At 49.4% G+C, this 19273-nt stretch carries 20 protein-coding genes and 1 rRNA gene; 3 read left to right on the top strand and 18 right to left on the bottom strand.

Annotated elements, in window-relative coordinates; translation table 11 throughout:
- The first annotated feature begins 50 nt into the window (after window positions 1-50).
- Window positions 51-446 (top strand): DUF1573 domain-containing protein, encoded by a 396-nt coding sequence (locus AB4124_RS31675; RefSeq protein ID WP_076326241.1) that lies wholly within the window; start codon window positions 51-53, stop codon window positions 444-446.
- A 123-nt stretch (window positions 447-569) separates the two neighbouring features.
- Here AB4124_RS31675 and pssA read toward each other — a convergent pair whose 3' ends face one another.
- The 17 genes from pssA to AB4124_RS31590 all read right to left on the bottom strand — a co-directional run bounded on the left by pssA (window position 570) and on the right by AB4124_RS31590 (window position 17858).
- Complete coding sequence (gene pssA, locus AB4124_RS31670) at window positions 570-1304, bottom strand: CDP-diacylglycerol--serine O-phosphatidyltransferase (protein ID WP_076326242.1); 735 nt, start codon at window positions 1302-1304, stop codon at window positions 570-572.
- Window positions 1305-1355: 51 nt separating this feature from the next.
- Window positions 1356-2432 carry a DNA integrity scanning diadenylate cyclase DisA gene (gene disA / locus AB4124_RS31665; protein ID WP_076326243.1) on the bottom strand — a complete coding sequence of 359 codons (1077 nt, stop codon included), beginning with the start codon at window positions 2430-2432 and terminating at the stop codon, window positions 1356-1358.
- A gap of 13 nt (window positions 2433-2445) precedes the next feature.
- Window positions 2446-3813 (bottom strand): DNA repair protein RadA, encoded by a 1368-nt coding sequence (gene radA, locus AB4124_RS31660; protein ID WP_009594669.1) that lies wholly within the window; start codon window positions 3811-3813, stop codon window positions 2446-2448.
- Between the two features lie 314 nt (window positions 3814-4127).
- On the bottom strand, window positions 4128-6584 hold the full coding sequence (gene clpC / locus AB4124_RS31655) for an ATP-dependent protease ATP-binding subunit ClpC (RefSeq protein WP_076326245.1): 2457 nt from the start codon (window positions 6582-6584) through the stop codon (window positions 4128-4130).
- A gap of 110 nt (window positions 6585-6694) precedes the next feature.
- Complete coding sequence (locus AB4124_RS31650; protein WP_441975272.1) at window positions 6695-7759, bottom strand: protein arginine kinase; 1065 nt, start codon at window positions 7757-7759, stop codon at window positions 6695-6697.
- 38 nt (window positions 7760-7797) lie between these two features.
- Window positions 7798-8322 carry a UvrB/UvrC motif-containing protein gene (locus AB4124_RS31645; RefSeq protein ID WP_430113177.1) on the bottom strand — a complete coding sequence of 175 codons (525 nt, stop codon included), beginning with the start codon at window positions 8320-8322 and terminating at the stop codon, window positions 7798-7800.
- A 24-nt stretch (window positions 8323-8346) separates the two neighbouring features.
- Window positions 8347-8808, bottom strand: a complete 462-nt coding sequence (locus tag AB4124_RS31640) for a CtsR family transcriptional regulator (protein ID WP_006212959.1) — start codon at window positions 8806-8808, stop codon at window positions 8347-8349.
- A 360-nt stretch (window positions 8809-9168) separates the two neighbouring features.
- Window positions 9169-9885: a GntR family transcriptional regulator gene (locus AB4124_RS31635; RefSeq protein ID WP_441975271.1), complete on the bottom strand. Its 717-nt coding sequence runs from the start codon at window positions 9883-9885 to the stop codon at window positions 9169-9171.
- A gap of 8 nt (window positions 9886-9893) precedes the next feature.
- A complete protein-coding gene (locus tag AB4124_RS31630; RefSeq protein ID WP_339291813.1) occupies window positions 9894-10910 on the bottom strand; it encodes a sugar kinase in 1017 nt (338 codons plus the stop codon).
- Window positions 10903-11658 carry a 2-dehydro-3-deoxy-phosphogluconate aldolase gene (dagF, locus tag AB4124_RS31625; RefSeq protein ID WP_076326250.1) on the bottom strand — a complete coding sequence of 252 codons (756 nt, stop codon included), beginning with the start codon at window positions 11656-11658 and terminating at the stop codon, window positions 10903-10905. Before dagF ends, AB4124_RS31630 begins: the two co-directional genes overlap by 8 nt.
- A 1-nt stretch (window position 11659) precedes the next feature.
- Entirely contained in the window at window positions 11660-12763 is a 1104-nt protein-coding gene (locus AB4124_RS31620) for a DgaE family pyridoxal phosphate-dependent ammonia lyase (RefSeq protein ID WP_441975270.1), read from the bottom strand.
- A complete protein-coding gene (locus AB4124_RS31615; protein ID WP_441975283.1) occupies window positions 12741-13844 on the bottom strand; it encodes an amidohydrolase/deacetylase family metallohydrolase in 1104 nt (367 codons plus the stop codon). Before AB4124_RS31615 ends, AB4124_RS31620 begins: the two co-directional genes overlap by 23 nt.
- 346 nt (window positions 13845-14190) lie before the next feature.
- On the bottom strand, window positions 14191-14937 hold the full coding sequence (locus tag AB4124_RS31610) for a hypothetical protein (RefSeq protein WP_441975269.1): 747 nt from the start codon (window positions 14935-14937) through the stop codon (window positions 14191-14193).
- Window positions 14934-15635 (bottom strand): ABC transporter ATP-binding protein, encoded by a 702-nt coding sequence (locus AB4124_RS31605; protein WP_179090740.1) that lies wholly within the window; start codon window positions 15633-15635, stop codon window positions 14934-14936. Before AB4124_RS31605 ends, AB4124_RS31610 begins: the two co-directional genes overlap by 4 nt.
- Before the next feature lie 23 nt (window positions 15636-15658).
- On the bottom strand, window positions 15659-16024 hold the full coding sequence (locus tag AB4124_RS31600) for a GntR family transcriptional regulator (protein WP_076326254.1): 366 nt from the start codon (window positions 16022-16024) through the stop codon (window positions 15659-15661).
- 45 nt (window positions 16025-16069) lie between these two features.
- Complete coding sequence (locus tag AB4124_RS31595) at window positions 16070-16828, bottom strand: ABC transporter permease (RefSeq protein ID WP_076326255.1); 759 nt, start codon at window positions 16826-16828, stop codon at window positions 16070-16072.
- On the bottom strand, window positions 16821-17858 hold the full coding sequence (locus AB4124_RS31590; RefSeq protein WP_441975268.1) for an ABC transporter ATP-binding protein: 1038 nt from the start codon (window positions 17856-17858) through the stop codon (window positions 16821-16823). The genes AB4124_RS31595 and AB4124_RS31590 overlap by 8 nt, the downstream gene beginning before the upstream one ends.
- Window positions 17859-18051: 193 nt before the next feature.
- Here AB4124_RS31590 and AB4124_RS31585 point away from each other — a divergent pair, with 193 nt between their 5' ends.
- Together AB4124_RS31585 and AB4124_RS31580 are read left to right on the top strand one after the other, a co-directional pair.
- Entirely contained in the window at window positions 18052-18351 is a 300-nt protein-coding gene (locus AB4124_RS31585) for a metalloregulator ArsR/SmtB family transcription factor (protein ID WP_441975282.1), read from the top strand.
- 2 nt (window positions 18352-18353) lie between these two features.
- The gene (locus tag AB4124_RS31580; protein ID WP_441975267.1) at window positions 18354-19064 is read left to right on the top strand and encodes an SRPBCC domain-containing protein; all 711 of its coding nucleotides are present in this window, start codon (window positions 18354-18356) and stop codon (window positions 19062-19064) included.
- Between the two features lie 95 nt (window positions 19065-19159).
- On the opposite strand, the gene rrf is transcribed toward AB4124_RS31580, so the two are convergent.
- Window positions 19160-19273 (bottom strand): 5S ribosomal RNA (rrf, locus tag AB4124_RS31575); the annotation flags it as partial.

The raw sequence follows: 19273 nt of genomic DNA, 5'->3' as shown, positions 1-19273 counted from the left end.
AGTAGTGGAATATAATGAACTCAATTCATAATATCGAGGTGGATGTATAAATGAGCGCTCCTAGTTTACAGGCTTTTCAGGACCAAGTTTCCGAATTGTTGCTCCGTCACCGCAGTCTCTTGGATGTTCTGTCTAAAAATGGTCAAAGCAATGCTTCAGTCAACCGGGCCGTAACCAAGGCCATCACAGAATGCGGATGCATCGAGCTCCACGCCACGAAGCAATCCTTCGATATGGGCGCTGATCTCGAATCAGCCCGGGAATTAGCTGGCACGCACGTCGAAGGCCATCTGTGCGAGAATTGCCGTGAAGCGGTAAGCACCGAGCTTGGCCGCAACCTATTTTATATGTCTGCTCTTGCGAATCTTCTGGACATTCAACTGGATGAGGTTGTTGACAAGGAGTCGCAGAAATGCTCCACATTGGGTATTTTCAACCTGTCGTAAAGCCGCTAACATGAAAACGGTTTGTAACGGCAAGGTACTCCATGCATACAAAAAAAAGCATTTATCTCGCTGCGCTAGCAGGGAAATAAATGCTTTTTATTTGGATTATGTCACAAATCTGTCCTATCGGTCAGAGGATTGAAAAGCCTCATCTGATTTGGGATCATCCTTTTTACGACGTTTTTTGCGGTTCAGCCTGCGGAAATTCTGTTGCAAGCCATAACCTGCGTACAGGACCAATGGCAAGAATATCAGCTTGGAGGTCTGCTCTGGTAAGAACACGGCAACCATGACTGCGCCAATGATGACGAGCGGTGTAAATTTAATCGCTGTTTTCGGAATGCCAATCTTCTTGAAGTTCGGATACTTGACTGCGCTAACCATGAGGTAAGAAAGTAGTAATATGGCAATAATCATATAAGTTGCTGTAATCTCTTCATGGAATAACGCCAAGGTTGCCAGCACGCCTCCCGCAGCGGGGATCGGCAGGCCGATAAAATATCCCGGTATGCCCGGACGAACATTAAATCTTGCAAGACGCAGTGCGCCGCACATCGGAAATATGGCGGTCACTGTCCAAGCCAGTGCTGTATTAATATCCGTAAACGCTACGGTATACATAATGAGTGCCGGTGCTACGCCAAATGATATTACATCGGATAATGAGTCAAGTTCCTTGCCGAGCTCGCTTTGGGCATTCAATGCCCGAGCTACCCGACCGTCCAGTCCATCAAGGAGCATGGCAATGATAATCATTATGGCGGCCATACTCGTTCGACCTTCCGTCGCCAAGATGATACCAATCATTCCGAGAAACAGATTACCTAAAGTAAACATATTCGGAATTGATTTCGTCATTTTTTTTATTCACCTCATTAATGTTACGTACGAACATCGATTGTAGGTCTTTTAGATTTGTCTGTCAATGAATACTTGTTCTTGCAATCGTTTCAGGCCTTCTTTAATGGTCCGTGCGCGAACTTCGCCAATCCCGTCCACTTCATCAAGTTCATGGATGGAAGCGATCATAATGCTGGATAAATCATGGAACTGGTCGACCAGATTACGTACGATCACATTCGGAAGGCGCGGGATTTTGTTCAAAATCCGGTAACCACGCGGCAGTATTTCTTCCTCCGAAGCAGCGGCGGAAGCCGGATAGCCAAGAAGCCTTACAATATGATGAATGTCCAGCAGTTCCTCATCCGTTGAACGCTTCAACGCAAGAATGATCTCGCGGATCTTCTCCTCGCTGTACTCCCGGGCATAGTCCGCATACAGCAGCCAAGCCTCTTCCTCTATGTTGCTTACAAGCTCATCCATCTGCATGCTGATCAAACGACCTTCGTTGCCGAGCTCGTTGATATAGCGCTTGATCTCCTTCTTGATGCGGAGCACCATCTCGACGCGCTGAATCACATTCACGACTTCCGGAATGGTGACCAATTCTTCAAATTCAGATGCCGAGAGGTTGGTAAGCGATTGATTAAGCACCACTCGGTATCGCTCCAAGGTCTGTATAGCCTGATTCGCCTTGGTTAAGATTACGCCGATTTCCTTCAATGCATACCGCAGCGACCCTTGATACAGCGTAATAATGTTTCGGCGCTGCGAGATGGACACAACCAGCTTGCCTGTCTGTTTCGCTACCCGCTCCGCTGTTCTGTGCCGTATCCCCGTCTCGATGGAAGAGATCGAAGAATCCGGAATCAACTGGGTATTCGCATATAAGATACGTTTCAAGTCTTCACTTAGGATGATGGCGCCGTCCATCTTGGCCAGCTCGTATAAATAGTTTGGCGAAAAATCGCAGTTAATGGAGAAGCCGCCGTCGACAACTTCCATTACTTCCGGGCTGTAGCCCACAACGATCAGGGCGCCCGTCTTTGCCCGCAGCACGTTCTCCAGTCCGTCGCGAAACGGCGTTCCCGGTGCTACCAGCTTTAGCAAATCATTCATTTTGTCCAGTTGGCTCGTTTCTTTCACCTTCGTATGCCCCCTAATCTAACGCAACCGCTAATGCATCTGCAACGGTGTTTACTCCTATAATTTGTATTCCTTTCGGATGCTTCCATCCCTTTAAACTCTTCTCCGGCATGAGTACGCGCTTAAAGCCCAGCTTCTCGGCTTCCCTTACCCTTTGTTCCGCTCTGGAAACGGCACGAACCTCGCCGGTCAGACCAACCTCGCCAAAGATGACATCATACGGCTTGGTCGGAATGTCGCGGAAGCTGGATGCAATGCTAACCGCTATGGCCAAATCCACCGCTGGCTCATCGAGCTTCACGCCGCCGGCAACATTCAGATAGGCGTCTTGCGTTTGCAGGTACATGCCCATCCGTTTCTCCAGCACGGCAATGATCAAATTCATGCGGTGGTGGTCCACCCCTGTGCCCATCCGGCGCGGGGACGGGAAGTGGGTTGTGGAGATGAGCGCCTGCAGCTCGACCAGAACCGGACGAGTTCCCTCCATGCTTGCAACAACGGTCGAACCGGCTACCCCTAAGGGCCGTTCAGATAAAAACAGTTCCGATGGATTCCCGACTTCCCGAAGTCCGTCCTCACCCATCTCAAAAATACCAATCTCATTCGTCGAACCGAAACGGTTCTTTACCGCACGAAGCAAACGGTAAGTATGGTGACGCTCTCCTTCAAAATAAAGCACACAGTCCACCATGTGCTCCAGCATCCTTGGGCCTGCAATAGCGCCTTCCTTGGTCACATGACCGACCAGGACGGTCGCTATGCCCTTTACCTTCGCCAATCGCATGAAGCGTGCCGTACACTCCCGCACCTGGGAAACGCTGCCCGGCGCACTGGTTACCTCCGGCAAATACACCGTCTGAATGGAGTCAATGACAACAAAGCCAGGTTGCACGTTCTCAATGGCTTCCTCAATCGATTCCAGATTGGTTTCACACAGGACAAACAGCTCCGGAGACAGCGCCCCGAGCCGATCTGCACGCAGTTTGGTCTGGCGTACGGATTCCTCACCGGAAATGTACAGAACGCGAATACCGTTCTGGGCCAATCGATTGGAGGCTTGCAGCAGCAGCGTGGATTTGCCGATGCCGGGGTCACCGCCGACTAACACCAGCGAGCCCGGAACAAGCCCGCCGCCGAGCACGCGGTTCAATTCCGCAATGCCCGTCTGGATTCTGGGTTCTTTACCGCTTTCTATATTTATGATCGAAAGGGGTTTTTCTTTACTATGAAAAAGAGGGGAATTCATCCCCTGCGTCTTGATTACCGTCTCGGTCTCTTCTACCATGGAGTTCCATGATTGGCAGCCCGGACATTTTCCGAACCATTTAGGCGCTTCATAGCCGCACTCGGTACAGAAAAATTTCGTTTTAGTTTTTGCCATGTAAGTCTCCTTTATGTCGCACATCATTTGTCGGATTTCGTAAAACCCTGCAAAATCAGGCATTACTCAAAGTTTACCATTTCTTATAATTGGGCGTAAAGGTTAATTGGAAACTTTACGCGAGATGTTTCGAATTTGAAGGGTCGTTAAACCACACATGTCCGCTTCGCTGCCGGATCGTTCTTACGATCGCGTCATTGCATTCAATGACTTCTGAGCATCCAAGTCTCTGCCCCAACAAAACCTTCATCTTCCATTAACATTAAAATCAAAAACCCCCGCTGGTTTTAATCCAACGGGGGTTGAAGTTACACTTATTCCGTTTCGGCTGATGCGGCAGTGACGCTCTCGTTCTTGTGTACAACCAGCTCGCCATTTGCCTCATCAATGGTGAGCGAGTCACCCTTGGCCACAGTACCTTTCAGCAGCTCCTCGGAGAGGCGATCCTCGATGTGCTTCTGGATAGCCCGGCGCAGTGGGCGTGCACCGAAGGCCGGATCGTATCCTTCCTTCGCAATGAAAGCCTTCGCTTTGTCTGTGAGCTCGAAATGCACCTCGAATTCCTTCAGACGTTTACGCAGCTCGTCGGACATCAATGTCACGATTTGGGCAATGTGTTTCTCTTCCAGAGAGTGGAACACGATGATCTCGTCAATCCGGTTCAAGAACTCCGGACGGAAGCTCTTCTTGAGCTCATCCATCACTTTGCCTTTCATGTTGTTATAATCGCGACCTGCATCCGTCACTGCAGTAAACCCAAGCGTAGAGTTCTTCTTGATGGCTTCCGCTCCCACGTTGGAGGTCAGGATGATCAGGGTGTTGCGGAAGTCCACCACGCGGCCCTTGGAGTCGGTCAAGCGTCCGTCTTCCAGCACCTGAAGCAAGATGTTGAATACCTCAGGGTGTGCCTTCTCGATTTCATCGAGCAGCACAACGGAATATGGTTTGCGGCGTACCTTCTCGGTCAGCTGACCGCCTTCTTCATAGCCGACATATCCCGGAGGCGCTCCGACGAGACGTGATGTGGAATGCTTCTCCATGTACTCGGACATATCGATCCGCACAACCGCATTCTCATCTCCGAACATCGCTTCCGCAAGGGCGCGTGCCAGTTCGGTTTTACCTACCCCGGTAGGACCCAGGAAGATGAAGGAGCCCATTGGGCGCTTCGGATCTTTCAGGCCTGCACGTGCCCGGCGAACCGCACGGCTGACCGCTTTGACCGCTTCCTCTTGACCGATCACCCGGCTGTGCAGAATTTCTTCCAGATTCAGAAGACGCTCGGTCTCTTCTTCTTTCAGTTTATTCACAGGAATACCAGTCCAGTTGGCTACAACGTCTGCGATATCCTCCGGAGTTACCTCGGAATCGGTACGTCCTTGTTTTTCTTTCCATTGATTCTTCGTAATTTCAAGCTCTTCACGCAGCTTCTGCTCCGTATCGCGCAGCGCTGCAGCTTTCTCGAATTCCTGGCTTTGGACAGCTGCGTCCTTCTCTTTGCGGATGTCCTCCAGATGCGCTTCTTGATCTTTCAGATTTGGCGGTATGGTATACGTATGAAGGCGAACTTTCGAACCGGCCTCGTCAATCAGGTCAATCGCTTTATCCGGCAGGAAGCGGTCCGTAATGTAGCGGTCGGACAATTTCACAGCCTGCTCGATCGCTTCATCCGTAATTTTCACGCGGTGATGCGCTTCGTAACGGTCACGCAGTCCATACAGAATCTGAATGGCTTCCTCCGGCGACGGTTGGTCCACCGTAATCGGTTGGAAACGACGCTCGAGAGCAGCGTCTTTTTCAATATATTTGCGGTATTCATCCAGGGTGGTTGCCCCGATGCACTGAAGCTCTCCGCGAGCCAATGATGGCTTAAGAATATTGGAAGCGTCAATCGCACCTTCTGCACCGCCTGCACCGATCAAGGTATGAAGCTCATCGATGAACAGAACAATGTTACCCGCTTGACGAATCTCATCCATAATTTTTTTCAGGCGATCCTCAAACTCGCCGCGGTATTTGGTTCCAGCAACAACCGAGCCCATATCCAGCGTCATGACGCGTTTGTCACGCAGTGTCTCCGGAATTTCGTTGTTAATGATGCGTTGTGCCAGGCCTTCGGCAATCGCCGTTTTACCTACCCCTGGTTCACCAATCAACACCGGGTTGTTCTTCGTACGGCGGCTCAGCACCTGAATCACGCGCTCGATTTCTTTGCTGCGTCCGATGACCGGATCCAGATTGCCTTCTTTGGCAATGGCGGTCAGATCGCGAGCGAGACTGTCGAGTGTAGGCGTGCTTACGTTTTGCGGCGTGCCATGATGGCTCGATACCGCTTCGCTGCTGCCAAGCAGCTGCAGTACTTGCTGGCGGGCTTTGTTCAGGCTAATGCCCAGGTTGTTTAGCACACGTGCCGCAACCCCTTCGCCTTCACGAATGAGCCCCAGCAGAATATGCTCAGTACCTACGTAGGTATGACCAAGCTTGCGAGCTTCGTCCATGGAGAGCTCAATTACTTTTTTCGCTCTAGGCGTATAAGCAATGTTGGTAGGCTGCTCCTGTCCGCGTCCGATTAATGTTTCGACTTCATCCTGAATTTTCTCAAGACCAAGTCCAAGTCCGATCAGCGCTTTGGCTGCAATGCCGTCTCCTTCACGAATAAGTCCTAGCAGGATATGTTCTGTGCCGATATTGTTGTGACCCAGACGTACCGCTTCTTCCTGAGCCAATGCAAGCACCTTTTGTGCACGTTCCGTAAATCTGCCAAACATCATAGTATTGCACCTCCACGTTTCAATTAATATATTGAACCTCGCGGATTTCGGTGTATCGTCAGCTATAGGACGCTTACACCGTCATCCAACTGTAAAACGAGTATAGATCCTTAATGGGTACCCAGTGTTTCTCTGATGAGCCTAGCCCTGTACATGTCGCGTTCGGAAGGAGTCATTCCTTCTCCATAGGTCTTCTGCAGAAAGCCCGGCTGTGTCTTCACATTCAGTTCATTCATGACCGGGATTTCCGGGCCTTCCAAGAGGCCGAGATCCACACCAAGCCGAACATCGGATAAACGCTGGGCTGCTTCCTTGGAATCCATCACCGCCGCATAGGACAGTATGCCATAGGAGCGCATGACCCGATCCGTAATCCGAAGCTTGGATTCACCCAAGAGCCGGGCTCTGGCATTCTTCTCATGCTCGATGATTTGCAGGGCGACGCTGTGAAGATTCTCAATGATCTCCGACTCGGTTTGACCGAGCGTAATCTGATTCGAGATTTGAAACAGGTTGCCTAACGCTTCACTGCCTTCACCGTAAATCCCTCTTACCGTCAAGCCTACCTGCGATACAGCTGAGAGAATCCGGTTAATCTGCTGTGTCATAACAAGAGCGGGCAAATGCATCATGACGGATGCGCGAAGACCGGTGCCGACATTCGTCGGACAGCTTGTAAGATAACCTCGCTTGTCATCAAACGCATAATCGATCTCGGATTCAAAAACATCATCCAGCGCCGTCGCACGTGCCCATGCCTCACGAACCTGAAATCCGGGATATAAACACTGGATGCGCAGGTGATCCTCTTCATTGATCATAATGCTGACGGATTCATCTTCAGTAAGGATGACTGCACCGTTTCGGGATTCATTCGCCAGATTGGGACTGATTAGATGCTTCTCAACAAGAACCTTCTTATCCAGCTCATCAATCTCACTTAATTTAATTACATGCAAATCCCCGAATTCCTGCAAATCGTCCTTATTCTTCAATACATCCGTCAGGCGCTCTAGCACTTCTCCTGACTGCTGATCCGTTGCCAGCAGCGGGAAAGGAAGATGCTGCAGATTGCGCGCCACCCTGACACGGGTGCTGATGACAATGTCGGAATCCTGACCGTTCCCGCGCATCCACTCGCTCAGCGCCGAATCGGTAAACCGGAGATTAGACATCACGCATTCCTCCTACTAAAGTGCAAAATCTTACAATCTTATTCCTGAGCCATATTTCGCTCCAGCTCACGGATTTGGTCCCGTATCTCGGCAGCCGTTTCAAACTCCTCCTGCACGATCCGAATTTGAAGCTCCTTCTTAAGGTCATCGATTTGGCGTTTGATCTGAATCCGGCCACCCGTACGCTTCGGCACTTTGCCGACATGGGAAGTCCCCCCATGGACTCGCTTAAACAATGGATCCAATCGATCCGAGAAATATTTATAACACGAGCTGCAGCCGAACCGGCCAAGCTTGCTGAACTGGGAATACGTCATACCGCATTCTTCACATTGCAGCGTCTGAGCCATTTTTGCACCGGGGCTCTGGCCCTTGCCTGAAGGATCCAGATCCAGAAGACCTGACAGCAAACTGTGTATAGAAAAACCATTCGACGTGCCGGGGATCAATTCCCCTTTTTCACGGGCACAGGTTTCACAAAAATGAAACTCCGTTTTCTCCCCGTTCACAATTTTGGTGAAATGAAGTGTCGCCGGCCGTTTACCGCATTCTTGGCATAACATAATCCGATGCCTCCTTACACAGACTCACTTACCTAATAAAGAAATAAGCATCGCCTTCATAATCCTTGCACGCAGCTCATCCCGATAAGGAAGCTTCACATTCAGGCACTCCCTCGAAATGGCGGCCCGCATCAGGCTGGCCTCCCGCCTCGTTAAAAACCGGGATTCCTCCAGCTGGTAAATCAATCCTTCAGCCACCGTCTGATCAATCATGCTGCCAATGGTATGGTGAAGATGCTGCTGGAGTGCAGTATGCTGGGGAAGCTCGATACGCTGGATGCGTATGTACCCGCCCCCGCCGCGCTTGCTCTCGACAAGAAAGCCCTTCTCAAGCGTGAACCGTGTACTGATCACGTAGTTGATCTGGGAAGGAACGCAAGAAAATTGCTCCGCTAGATCGTTGCGTTGAATTTCAACGGTACCCTCCGGACTTTCCTGCAGTATGCTCTTCAGGTATTGTTCGATAATATCAGAGATATTACGCATTGGTCTGTTCATCCTCCACTGTTTGAAACGTTAAGACGGATAGTGATCTTACACGTCCGCACAGAGCCTTGCTTATACTTAATTTTAACCATAATCAAAATCAGCGAACCCTCTCGTTGACTTTGACTTTCTTTGACTTTAATCTCATTATAGCACATTTTTTCATTTTGCCAAGAGGGTTCTTCTCAATTTATCGCGTTAGCAGTTATTCTTATTGTACCCAGTTCTTTGACCGCTTATAGCCTCTTTCCCAAGAACAATTCATTTCAAAGGGCAACAAAAAAGAAGCAGCCTTCATGCCGGGTGAAAACCGGTCTCAAGGCCACTTCTCCATATCGTGCTCCTGTATCGTCTACATCTTCAAGCGTCATAACTGATCAAGTAGTGCTGTAATTCCGTATTGTAATAACCGATGCTGTATTCAATGATACTGCCTGTCCCATCATAAGAGGATCTGAGCCGCTTCAGTAACGGCGCGCCTATACTTACTTCAAGCAAGGAGGCAATCTCGTCATTTGCCACGGTCGCCAGGAAACGGTCGCGGAAATTCTCCAGCGTAATTTGACTCTCCTCGATGCGGTCATACAGAGACGGCAGTTCGGTGGAACCAAACTCTTCACCCATATCCACTTGGGATGACACATAGTGGGTGTAGTAAATGAAAGGGCTCCCGTCCAGTAAATACAAACGTTCAATAAGCAGGCACCGCTCCCCGAATTTTAAGAACAATTCGCTATCCGGCTCATTGAGCACCCATTCCGTCTTCAGGTGGCGTTTCCGAATCTGGTGTCCTTCTTCGACCAGAATTTCGGTGAATAGCTTGCCTTTGGAAAGCTTGGAGAAGGAAGTGTTCCGGGTCACAATCGTTCCTACCCCGCTCCGCTTCTCTACATACCCTTCCTGATACAACTCCTGGATTGCATTGCGGACCGTCATTTTGCTAACGGTAAATTCCTGTTCCAGCTGCGGCTCGGAAGGAATATGGGAGCCAAGTGGATACTCCCCATGCAGAATCCGATCTTTTATGATCTTCTTGATTTGCAAGTATAACGGACCGTTCTTCCGCGTGATCGACATGCTTCCTCCTACCTTTCCACGTCAGACATATGATGACTCATTGCCTGAAGCACTTCGCGTTCGCTCGCCGTCGGCGTATCCCCTGTTACGGTATGGGCAAGCATCGCCGCAGCTGCGGCAAAATCAACCGTCCGATTCGGTTCATATCCCTCCGAGATCCCGTGAATCACCCCACTGGCGTAGGCATCACCTGCGCCGATACGGTCATGGACGGAAAACGTCAAGGTTTTGGAAAAGTGAAACGCTCCATCCGTGTAGAGATAGCCTTGCAGGGAATGAGTGTTATCCCCGTTGATCTTGCGGTGGGTACCCGACGCAACCGTAATATTATACTTCGCTGCCACCTTCGGGATCAACTCCTGCAGTTGTTCGCTCTGATCCTCCCGGGTCGTCTCCATGCCAAGGATATAGATGGCATCTTTCTCATTCATAAAAACGATATCCGCTAAAGACAGCATTTCCTCATAGTGCGGCTTGGCAAACTCGTAGCGGTCCGCCCCCCATAAAGTGGGACGATAATTGCAATCGAACACAACGGTTCCGCCGTTTTTCTTAACTTCACGAGCCAGTGTCTTCATTTGGCCCCGTACCGTATCGTTCATGGAAAGGGTAATCCCGCAAAAATGGACCATGTCTATCTTTTCGGCAATCGCACCGAAATCGTACATGGCATCCTCCGCCGTATTAAAGCTGCTGCCCAGTCGATCCGTATAAGTTACACGTCCGGGTCTTACACCAAAGCCATTCTCCAAAAAGTACATGCCGACATATTTGCCTCCGCGGCTAATGAGCGCAGTGTCGATGCCAAGCTTGCGCAGGTAGGAAATCGCCGCTTCACCAAGCGGGTTATCCGGCAGCGTGCTGACCAGATATCCGTTATGGCCGAACCTTGCCACGGCCGACGCGATATTTACCCCCGTCCCGGAAAAAGAGTAATTCAGATGGCTCTCTTGAGCCAAGGAAGCATATCCCGGTACTTGAAGACGCATCATCACTTCGCCATATGCGGCAATCGTCTTAGGCATATTGATCAACCAGCGCTTTTAGCTTGAGATGCAGCTCTTGAACATCGCTAATGATCGTATCTCCACTGGCCGAGTCGATAATCGAAGAGTACACGTGCGGGATGACCTGCTGCACTCCCGCTTCGAATGCGATGCGCACGATGGCTTCAAAATTCTCTTTATCAATCCCGCCTGTTGGTTCAAGCGCGAATCCTTCCTCCGCACATGCCTTCGCTACCGCGCGGTACTCATCCTCCAGCTCCAAGCCTTGCATCGGGAAGTACTTCAGTGCGTTACCGCCCATGTCGCGCACAAGCGCGATGGCCGCTTTTACAGGTACGATGGCTTTGTCTGATCCGGCAGCGCTCACCGGTCCAGTTGAAATATTTACATAGCCCACTTGACCTGAAGGAGACACAAGGCTGTTAATCCAGCTTTCTTTGCCATCCAGATTGGCACGTGTAGCACCAACTGCTGGGAACACCTGATTGATATGCGTGCCTGGGTAGCTCTTCACAATCTCGGCTACCACCCCAGCTTGACGGTTATCGCCGGCACCCAATCCGATCGATACCGCATCTTCGATAACGGCGCCGTACTCCTTCATCGCAATAACGGCTTCTTGCGCGTTCGGATAATTTTTGGATAATACGCCGACCACCACATGCCCTTCCGCAGCTTCGAAAATTTCCTTCGCATTCTGAATGCTGCCTGCAAGTACGTTCAGTGCCGCGCGATTTCTATAAAGACGTTTCTCCATATTTGCCATTTTAGTTTCCCCCTGCAATCTGTTGTATTCTCGTTATAATGACTTGCAAATCATCCCCGGAAAGCGAGCGAGGATCAATATCAAAATACCCCTGGCGAACGCCGTAATCCCTGGTGTATACGGCAATATCGCCTTCGCGAAGCTGATCGTTCATGGACTTTGCACTAACCCCGGCAGCATGTTCATCGACTTTCACGCGCCCCCGGAAGATCGCCCTTCCCGCTTCGTCCTGCACAATGGTTACTTCAATGCCCGGCAATTTCGATAAGGACTTCATTTCCTCCAGCGCCGCTTTCTCCTGCTCACTCTTATCTTCCTTCACCATATACTCGTCCAGCGCCTGAAGCAATCCAAACGTTGTTTCCTTGCCGACCTTCATACTGCGCCCAATACCATGCAGCTGCGCTTTCACCCACTCCACATATTGGCGTTTGCCGCCGACAATGCCGGAGGTCGGGCCTTCAATTGCCTTGGATCCGCTGTATATGGCCAGATCCCCGTATTTCACATATTTCTGGATATCCTCTTCAGCAGCAGCATCAATGATTAGCGGAAGTCCATGCGCCTGAGCCACTTCTGCCGCTTCTTCCACCGAGATCATATTTTTCTGCACGCAGTGATGAGATTTCACGTACAAAATGGCTGCAGTACACTCATTTATCGCTTCCGCGATGTGCTCCTTACGCCCTTCGTTGGCATACCCGACTTCAACGACCTTGCCGCCTCCGAGATAAACCATCGTTTCAACAGGTGCCCCATATTGCACGTTATGTCCCTTAAACATGATAATCTCGTTCTTCGCGATTGGCTCCTGGTGTAATCGGTCACTGCGCCTGCGATTGCCTTCGGTGACGATTCCAGCCACGGAAAGAGCGATACCGCTGGAAGCGGAATTGACAACAACCGCTGCCTCGGAACCGAGAATTCGCGCCATGTAATCGCCTGCTTTATCAACCAGATCCGCGATCTCCACGTAACTCTGCCCACCGATCCGCATCGCTTCCATGACGGTATCCGTCGGTGCCGATACGCCAAGAATACTCATGCGCCCGCTGGCATTAACTACGCGCTTCAACCCATATTTAGCATGTAATGAATGATCCATTGACTACCACTCCTCTGGCTTCGATATATCGATCAGCGATCCGGGTCTCCCCTTCGGAATCCGTTAAACTCATAGCCCCCTGCTGCATCGCAAACAGTGTCAGGTGAGCGGCATCGCCGACTTGGATTCGGCCAAGCTCCGGACGGCGCAGCCATCCTGCTGCATGGTCCGTTACCGCTGAGATCACCTCCTGCAAGCTGTATCCCAAATAAAGAAACTTCGTCAGAACATTAGCCAAGCTGTACACCGGACCATTAATGCGATTCCCGCGATAGATATCGGTGCTGATCGTGTCAGGTTTAATCCCTTGGGTCTTGGCATACTCTGCCACCAAGAACGAGAAGCTTGCCGTTCCATGGCCCACATCCAGATGAACGCCACGAGCTATCGCCTCCACCAGGGCAGGAATCGGCTTTCCGTCGGAATCAAATAAATTGTTGGCCTTCCCATTTAAATAATGAGTGATAATGTCATCCTTCTGAAGCAGTTCCAATACTTCCTCAATCGGCGGTGGCCCGGACCCGATATGTACCATTAGCGGCAACGACGTTTTTCCTGATATTTTTCTTGCAAGACGAAGCGGCTCTACCCCATTCTCCTTGACTACGCTTTTGCTGATTCTGGCCTTGAGTCCAATGATCAGATCTGGATAGGTGCATACCGCCTTTGTTGCCTTCTCAGCATCGATCCATTCCAAACTGGACAACTCGTCGACCCGCTGCAGACCGATATGGGAAATATTCAAAAAAGCAAACACATTCGTCTTGGACCTTGCAACCTCGGATGCCAGCTCTCCAATTGTATCCGCGCCACAGCTCCCTGCGTCGATAATGGTGGCAACCCCTTGCTTTACGCCTATCTCGTCGATGGCATCTCCGTAAGGCTCCAGCTTAGCGACCGCATGGACGTGCATATCGATCCAGCCGCTGGACACATATAGTCCCGTACCATCAAAACTGTTGGCACCGTGTGCCATGTTCGCATCCGTTATTTCGGTTATGAACCCGTTCTCCATGACAATGTCAAAAGGTTTATCCTCATGCACCGTCTTTACATTGCGTATAATAAAACGCTGTTCCAATATCTTCATAACTTCACTCCTTCAGCCTTGCCGGACCAGCCTTAGATCCTCTTATCCCGTCGGTTTACATTGTATAAGTTGAGTGTCGTGATTATAGCATAGCACAGAACGTGCGTTACGTGAATATAACGTTATAATGTTTAAACTATTTCTATATTTATTAGAATGATGCAGTGAAGGGTTGCGCTCTTGCTCAGTACGGGTATGGGTATGGTTCTAGTTCTGTTTTCCCCGTGTTATCTCCTTCCATATGCAAAAAAACTGCCTTCGATAGGCAGTCTCTTTGTTCGTTCTATAGTCTAGACCTTCTTCATTCATCTTCCGGATTTCCAAGTACTCTTTTTTGTTAAACCTCAACTTTCCGGTCGATGAGGTAAACTGTTGCATACAAGATCAAGGCGGCCATGATCACTTCAAAAGCAAGTCCCCCCCATGCTAATGTATATTGCATTGTCGACACCGTAATGTCTGCTTCTTTCTCAAAAAATGAAATGTTAGCCATAGGGCCGACCCACGCTGCCTCATCTCCGAAGAGTACTTGGCTAAGCCAGCCAAGAACATATTGCAATACGAAGAACACCAGAATGCCGATCCATGTACTGCCCTTCTTCGTGATGCTCCTGGACACGGTAATTGCAAAAAATATCGCAATCATCAAATAGATGAATTTCCATATCATCAGCAGGGCAAACCCGACATAATACGAAACGGGAGCATCAGCGAAATTGATATTTTCCCAAATGCCGGCTGAGCTCCAGTAATACCATAAATGCAGAGCCATCAATATGCCAAGTGCCAGTAAGCTTACACATGCAAGTAAAAGTGATGAAACCACATTCCACACGGAACGTACGGGGAGTAAACGCCGGTGATATGCCTTTATGTTATAGCCGAAGTTCTTTCCAGTGACTACAAGAAGGAGAACACTCACAGAGCCATAAGCCAGCATACTTAAACCCAACTTTACTCCAAGCTCCCAATCTTTTATAGAGCCCGTTACGGTGATCGCTATCTGAACGATGAGAAGGATCGCGAAGGCACCGAGCAACGTGGTCGAGTTTCTCTTCCAGTCGTATTTGAACAGTTTCATCATTCCGCATACACCTCTTTAAACATCTCATCCACGCTTTTTCCGTGTTTTAGGCGGATGTTCTCAACTTCGTCATGCATCACTACTTCGCCGCCCTGAATAAAGATCACTTCATCAAATATCCGCTCAATATCCCGGACCAAATGGGTTGAAATGATAATGCTGCTATCCTCATTGTAGAATTCAACTATCGCATCCAAAATTTTGCCCCGGGCTACCGGATCCACTCCGCCAATCGGCTCATCCAGCATATACAGCTGGGCTTCACGGGACAAGGCCAGTGTTAACTGCAGGCGCTCATTCATTCCTTTGGACAAGGAACTGATGCGGTCTTGGGTCTTTAAATTCATGAATTCCAGCATGTTGCGGGCCTTCTCCACATTAAAGTCCTCATAAAAATCTTTAAAATATGCCACCGCATCCGATACCTTCATCCAAGATTCCGTCACGGGCCGGTCCGGCATAAAGGAAACGATGGCTTTGGTTTCCAAGCCGACCGGTTTGCCATTCACGTAAGCGCCGCCCTTTGTCGGCTGCATCAACCCAGCCGCAATCTTCATGAGCGTACTCTTTCCGCTGCCATTGGTGCCCAGCAAACCAATGATTTTTCCACCGCTGATATCCAGATTGACATCCTGTAACGCTCTGCGACCACCGGCATATGTTTTGGTCACGTTTCTTACCTGTAACAGATTCTCCACCGTGATTTCACCTCCACTATGGATCATGGCTGCTTCACAGCATCTTCCACGATCGATATGATGTCCTGATCTTTAAAGCCAAGCTCCTGCATACCGCGAATAAAGCGTTCCAGCAGATCGCCGGCCATTTCTTTTTTGATTTCCATAATTTTGGATTCCTCGCTTGTCACGTATCGGCCCAATCCTCTCCGTGTCTCCACAATACCCTCACGCTCCAATTCCTGAAAAGTTCGCTGCACCGTGTTTGGATTTATTTGAAGCTCACTCGCTAATTCTCGAACCGATGGGATTTTATCACCGGGCTGCAGTTTACCGATGATGATTTCTTTCTTTAGATACGTCATGATCTGTAAATAGATCGGCAGATTATTGTCGAATTCTATACTCACTGTCGGGTTGCTCCTTTCCGCCGCTCTACCTCGAACTCAGGTCCCTTATGCGACATCCCGTTTTTTAAACGTAACAAAGCCTATCGCAAGAAACAAGAGGAGATATACAGCGAGCATCATCATTGAGAATGTTAAACTCATGCCTGGAATTGGGGAGCCTGCCCCTCCGCTGTACATGGAGAGATCCACGTTCAGGAACAGCAGGTATTTAGACCAGGAGTAACGCGCAAGCAGCTGTACCACCATACTTTCCATAATGACCATGAACATGCCGATGCCGATTGCAGGACCGGTAGATCTCGTTAGAATGCCTACCATAAAGGTTAGCGTTACATAAACGATCGTATACACCAGGTTGTTCACTGCTCCAATGAGCACATCTCCAAGCGTAACGGAGCCGACATCCATACCGAACGTAATTTGACCAGTCAGCACGGCTACAGCAAACATGAAGGCCACCAGTGTTAAGATGTAAATCAATACGGCAACATATTTCGATGCCAAAATCTTGGTGCGGCTCTGTGCACGTATAAGCAGCAATTTGATCGTTCCCATGCTGTGCTCCTTCGCTACGGCTCCGGCCGTCACGACAATGGCAAGCAAAGTCAGTACTTGCCCCATTCCCTTGGTTGTTACTGCTATCTCGGCAAATTCATAACCGGTACTTCCCCCACCGGAAAACTTATAGAGCAAGAACGCCATGAAGATCACCATTCCGGCTAAAAGCGCATATGGCAGAAAGAAGCTGCGTTTCTTAAACATTTTGAGCCATTCATTCCAGACGAGATTTCCAAAGCTACGCAATGCGGTTGCCTCCTGTCCATTTTAAGAATTCTTCTTCAAGTGACGATTTGATCTCTTCTACCCTGTAAATCCGTACCCGTGCATCACACAGTGACTGGATTAGCGCAGGAATATTTTCTTCATGAAGTTGAAGGGTAATGGTTCCTTCTTCCATTTGAGTGTTGAGCAATGTGATGTTTTGTAAGTGTCTAATCGTTTGTTCAGCCATGGCCACGTCATTCACGCGGAAGCTTACCGTGGTAAATTCTTCATTAACGACTGTCCCCCCGATAGATCGCTCCGTTACAAATTTACCTTCCTGGATAACGACCACACGGCTGCACATCAGTTCCATCTCCGACAGCAGGTGACTAGATACGAGAATGGCAATTCCCTCATCTTTGGCGATTTGCTTCAAGTAATCCCGCATCTCGCGGATACCGGCTGGATCCAGGCCGTTCGTCGGCTCGTCAAGAATGAGGATGGATGGATTGTGCAGCAAGGCCTGCGCTATTCCAAGCCGTTGGCGCATTCCCAGGGAATAAGCACGCACCTTCTTGTGGATGGCATCCTGGAGCCCAACAAGCTTAACAACCTCCATGATTCTCGTGATGGTCACACCCTCGGACATCCGCTGGTACTGTCTCAGGTTGTCATAACCGCTCATGTACGGGTAGAATTCCGGATTCTCGATGATGCCCCCGATATGACGAACGGCTTGAACGAAGTCCTTCTTGATACTGTGTCCTTTCACCTGTACATCGCCTTGGGTCATCTCAATCAACCCTACAATCATCCGAATGGTTGTTGTTTTGCCCGCGCCGTTCGGCCCAAGCAAACCAACAATTTCGCCGCGATGAATGTCAAAGGAGAGTCCATCGACAATATTCTTCTTTCCAATCGTTTTGGTGACTTGTTCAACGGTCAGAACGACTGGTCCTTGCTTGGCATTCTTCCTTTCCGTGGAGGCTGAAGCGTGTACTCCGTTCTTTAAATCCGTTGCGGCATTCTCTATATTGGTTGTTGCCTCATTTGATGCGTTCCTATTCATGGTTCTTCATTCACTCCTTCATGTATCGGTGTCATAGTTAAATAGTACACTAGTGTCTTGGTTCTGTAAAGCCCAATTTTTTTTTAAAATATTTCGTATTGACATCCAACCGTTGGATAATTATGATTAATTTATTCATATAACCAAAAGGTTATATTTAAAAGAGATGGGAGGACTCCAACTCTTGAGTGATATGTACCGCGCCGTTTCAGATCCCATCCGAAGGAAAATCCTAACTATGGTAGCTCATCGAGAACTTCCCCAGCTGGAAATCGTGAAGTCATTCCATATCTCACAGCCGGCTGTAAAAAAGCATCTTGCTATCTTGCTGGAAGAGGAGCTGTTACTAGAGCGAAGAGAAGGCAAGTATTGCTACTACCGATTGAATACCCCGACTTTTCAGCGAGGGTATGCGGAACTTCAACAAGAGCTTGGCTCTATTCTGGAGAATAAGTTAAGCAGACTTAAACAATATCTTGAGGAGGAATCATAGGTATGGACTCTATTTTTAACCATGTTCAGCGGGAGATTGTCATCCATACAACACCCGATCGTGTATGGAAAGCATTGACCGATCCGCAAGAACGCAATCAATGGGAGACTCGCCATTGTGAGATCGACCTGAAGGTAGGCGGTCAAGTCGCTCTTGATTACGGCTGGGGCGTATCCTATGTTGGTACGATTGAGGAACTTATCCCTTACAGAAAACTCACGCTCAAGGGAGAGGACCAGGAACTTACTATTTGGGCCATTGAACCACATACCGAGGGAACCTTGGTCCACATCGAGTACACGGGATCATGGTCCAATGAGCGAGAGTATATGATGATGGATAACATGGCCTTTGGTACATACCGATTCATGCGGAATATGAAGAGCGTGCTGGAGACGGACCAAGATATTCGGTCCACCTTCTGGTCCAGCTGGATCGGCATGAACCATTATACATACCGCCGTGAGGGTATAGAGGGCGTCAAAGTCATTGAGGTGTTTGCCCATACACCAGCAGACGGTGTCATTGAGGAAGGCGATATCATTTCAAGAGCGGCTGGCCAGGTCATTCGGAGTTATGATGAGCTCGAGGATAAGGTCACATCGATGCAGCCTGGCCAGCAGATTGTCATCGAATTCGTCCGACATGGCGAACCCAGCAGCGCTACCCTTACGGTGCTGCCTTATGGACAGCGGAACGTGGTTGAAGCATAAGTCATGAAGTGCAGTAAGTAATGAAGTAGTTCAAATTATCTGCATATAGGAAAAGACCGTTATCGATTACTCGATAACGGTCTTTATGGTTGTTCGCTTGGCGACGTCCTACTCTCCCGGGACCCTTCGGTCCAAGTACCATCGGCGCTGGAAGGCTTAACGGTCGTGTTCGGTATGGGAACGCGTGGAACCCTTCCGCCATCGCCACC

The sequence above is a fragment of the Paenibacillus sp. 2KB_20 genome (assembly GCF_052115765.1).
In the GTDB taxonomy this organism is placed as follows: Bacteria; Bacillota; Bacilli; order Paenibacillales; family Paenibacillaceae; genus Paenibacillus_AQ.
This window is presented reverse-complemented; position numbering and strand designations above follow the sequence as displayed.

Excerpts from the sequence above, each read along its gene's own strand:
- AB4124_RS31675 (WP_076326241.1), top strand. The coding sequence starts at position 51 with ATGAGCGCTCCTAGTTTACAGGCTTTTCAGGACCAAGTTTCCGAATTG.
- pssA (WP_076326242.1), bottom strand. The coding sequence starts at position 1,304 with ATGACGAAATCAATTCCGAATATGTTTACTTTAGGTAATCTGTTTCTC.
- radA (WP_009594669.1), bottom strand. The coding sequence starts at position 3,813 with ATGGCAAAAACTAAAACGAAATTTTTCTGTACCGAGTGCGGCTATGAA.
- clpC (WP_076326245.1), bottom strand. The coding sequence starts at position 6,584 with ATGATGTTTGGCAGATTTACGGAACGTGCACAAAAGGTGCTTGCATTG.
- AB4124_RS31650 (WP_441975272.1), bottom strand. The coding sequence starts at position 7,759 with ATGTCTAATCTCCGGTTTACCGATTCGGCGCTGAGCGAGTGGATGCGC.
- AB4124_RS31645 (WP_430113177.1), bottom strand. The coding sequence starts at position 8,322 with ATGTTATGCCAAGAATGCGGTAAACGGCCGGCGACACTTCATTTCACC.
- AB4124_RS31640 (WP_006212959.1), bottom strand. The coding sequence starts at position 8,808 with ATGCGTAATATCTCTGATATTATCGAACAATACCTGAAGAGCATACTG.
- AB4124_RS31635 (WP_441975271.1), bottom strand. The coding sequence starts at position 9,885 with ATGTCGATCACGCGGAAGAACGGTCCGTTATACTTGCAAATCAAGAAG.
- AB4124_RS31630 (WP_339291813.1), bottom strand. The coding sequence starts at position 10,910 with ATGCCTAAGACGATTGCCGCATATGGCGAAGTGATGATGCGTCTTCAA.
- dagF (WP_076326250.1), bottom strand. The coding sequence starts at position 11,658 with ATGGCAAATATGGAGAAACGTCTTTATAGAAATCGCGCGGCACTGAAC.
- AB4124_RS31620 (WP_441975270.1), bottom strand. The coding sequence starts at position 12,763 with ATGGATCATTCATTACATGCTAAATATGGGTTGAAGCGCGTAGTTAAT.
- AB4124_RS31610 (WP_441975269.1), bottom strand. The coding sequence starts at position 14,937 with ATGATGAAACTGTTCAAATACGACTGGAAGAGAAACTCGACCACGTTG.
- AB4124_RS31590 (WP_441975268.1), bottom strand. The coding sequence starts at position 17,858 with ATGAATAGGAACGCATCAAATGAGGCAACAACCAATATAGAGAATGCC.
- AB4124_RS31585 (WP_441975282.1), top strand. The coding sequence starts at position 18,052 with ATGTACCGCGCCGTTTCAGATCCCATCCGAAGGAAAATCCTAACTATG.
- AB4124_RS31580 (WP_441975267.1), top strand. The coding sequence starts at position 18,354 with ATGGACTCTATTTTTAACCATGTTCAGCGGGAGATTGTCATCCATACA.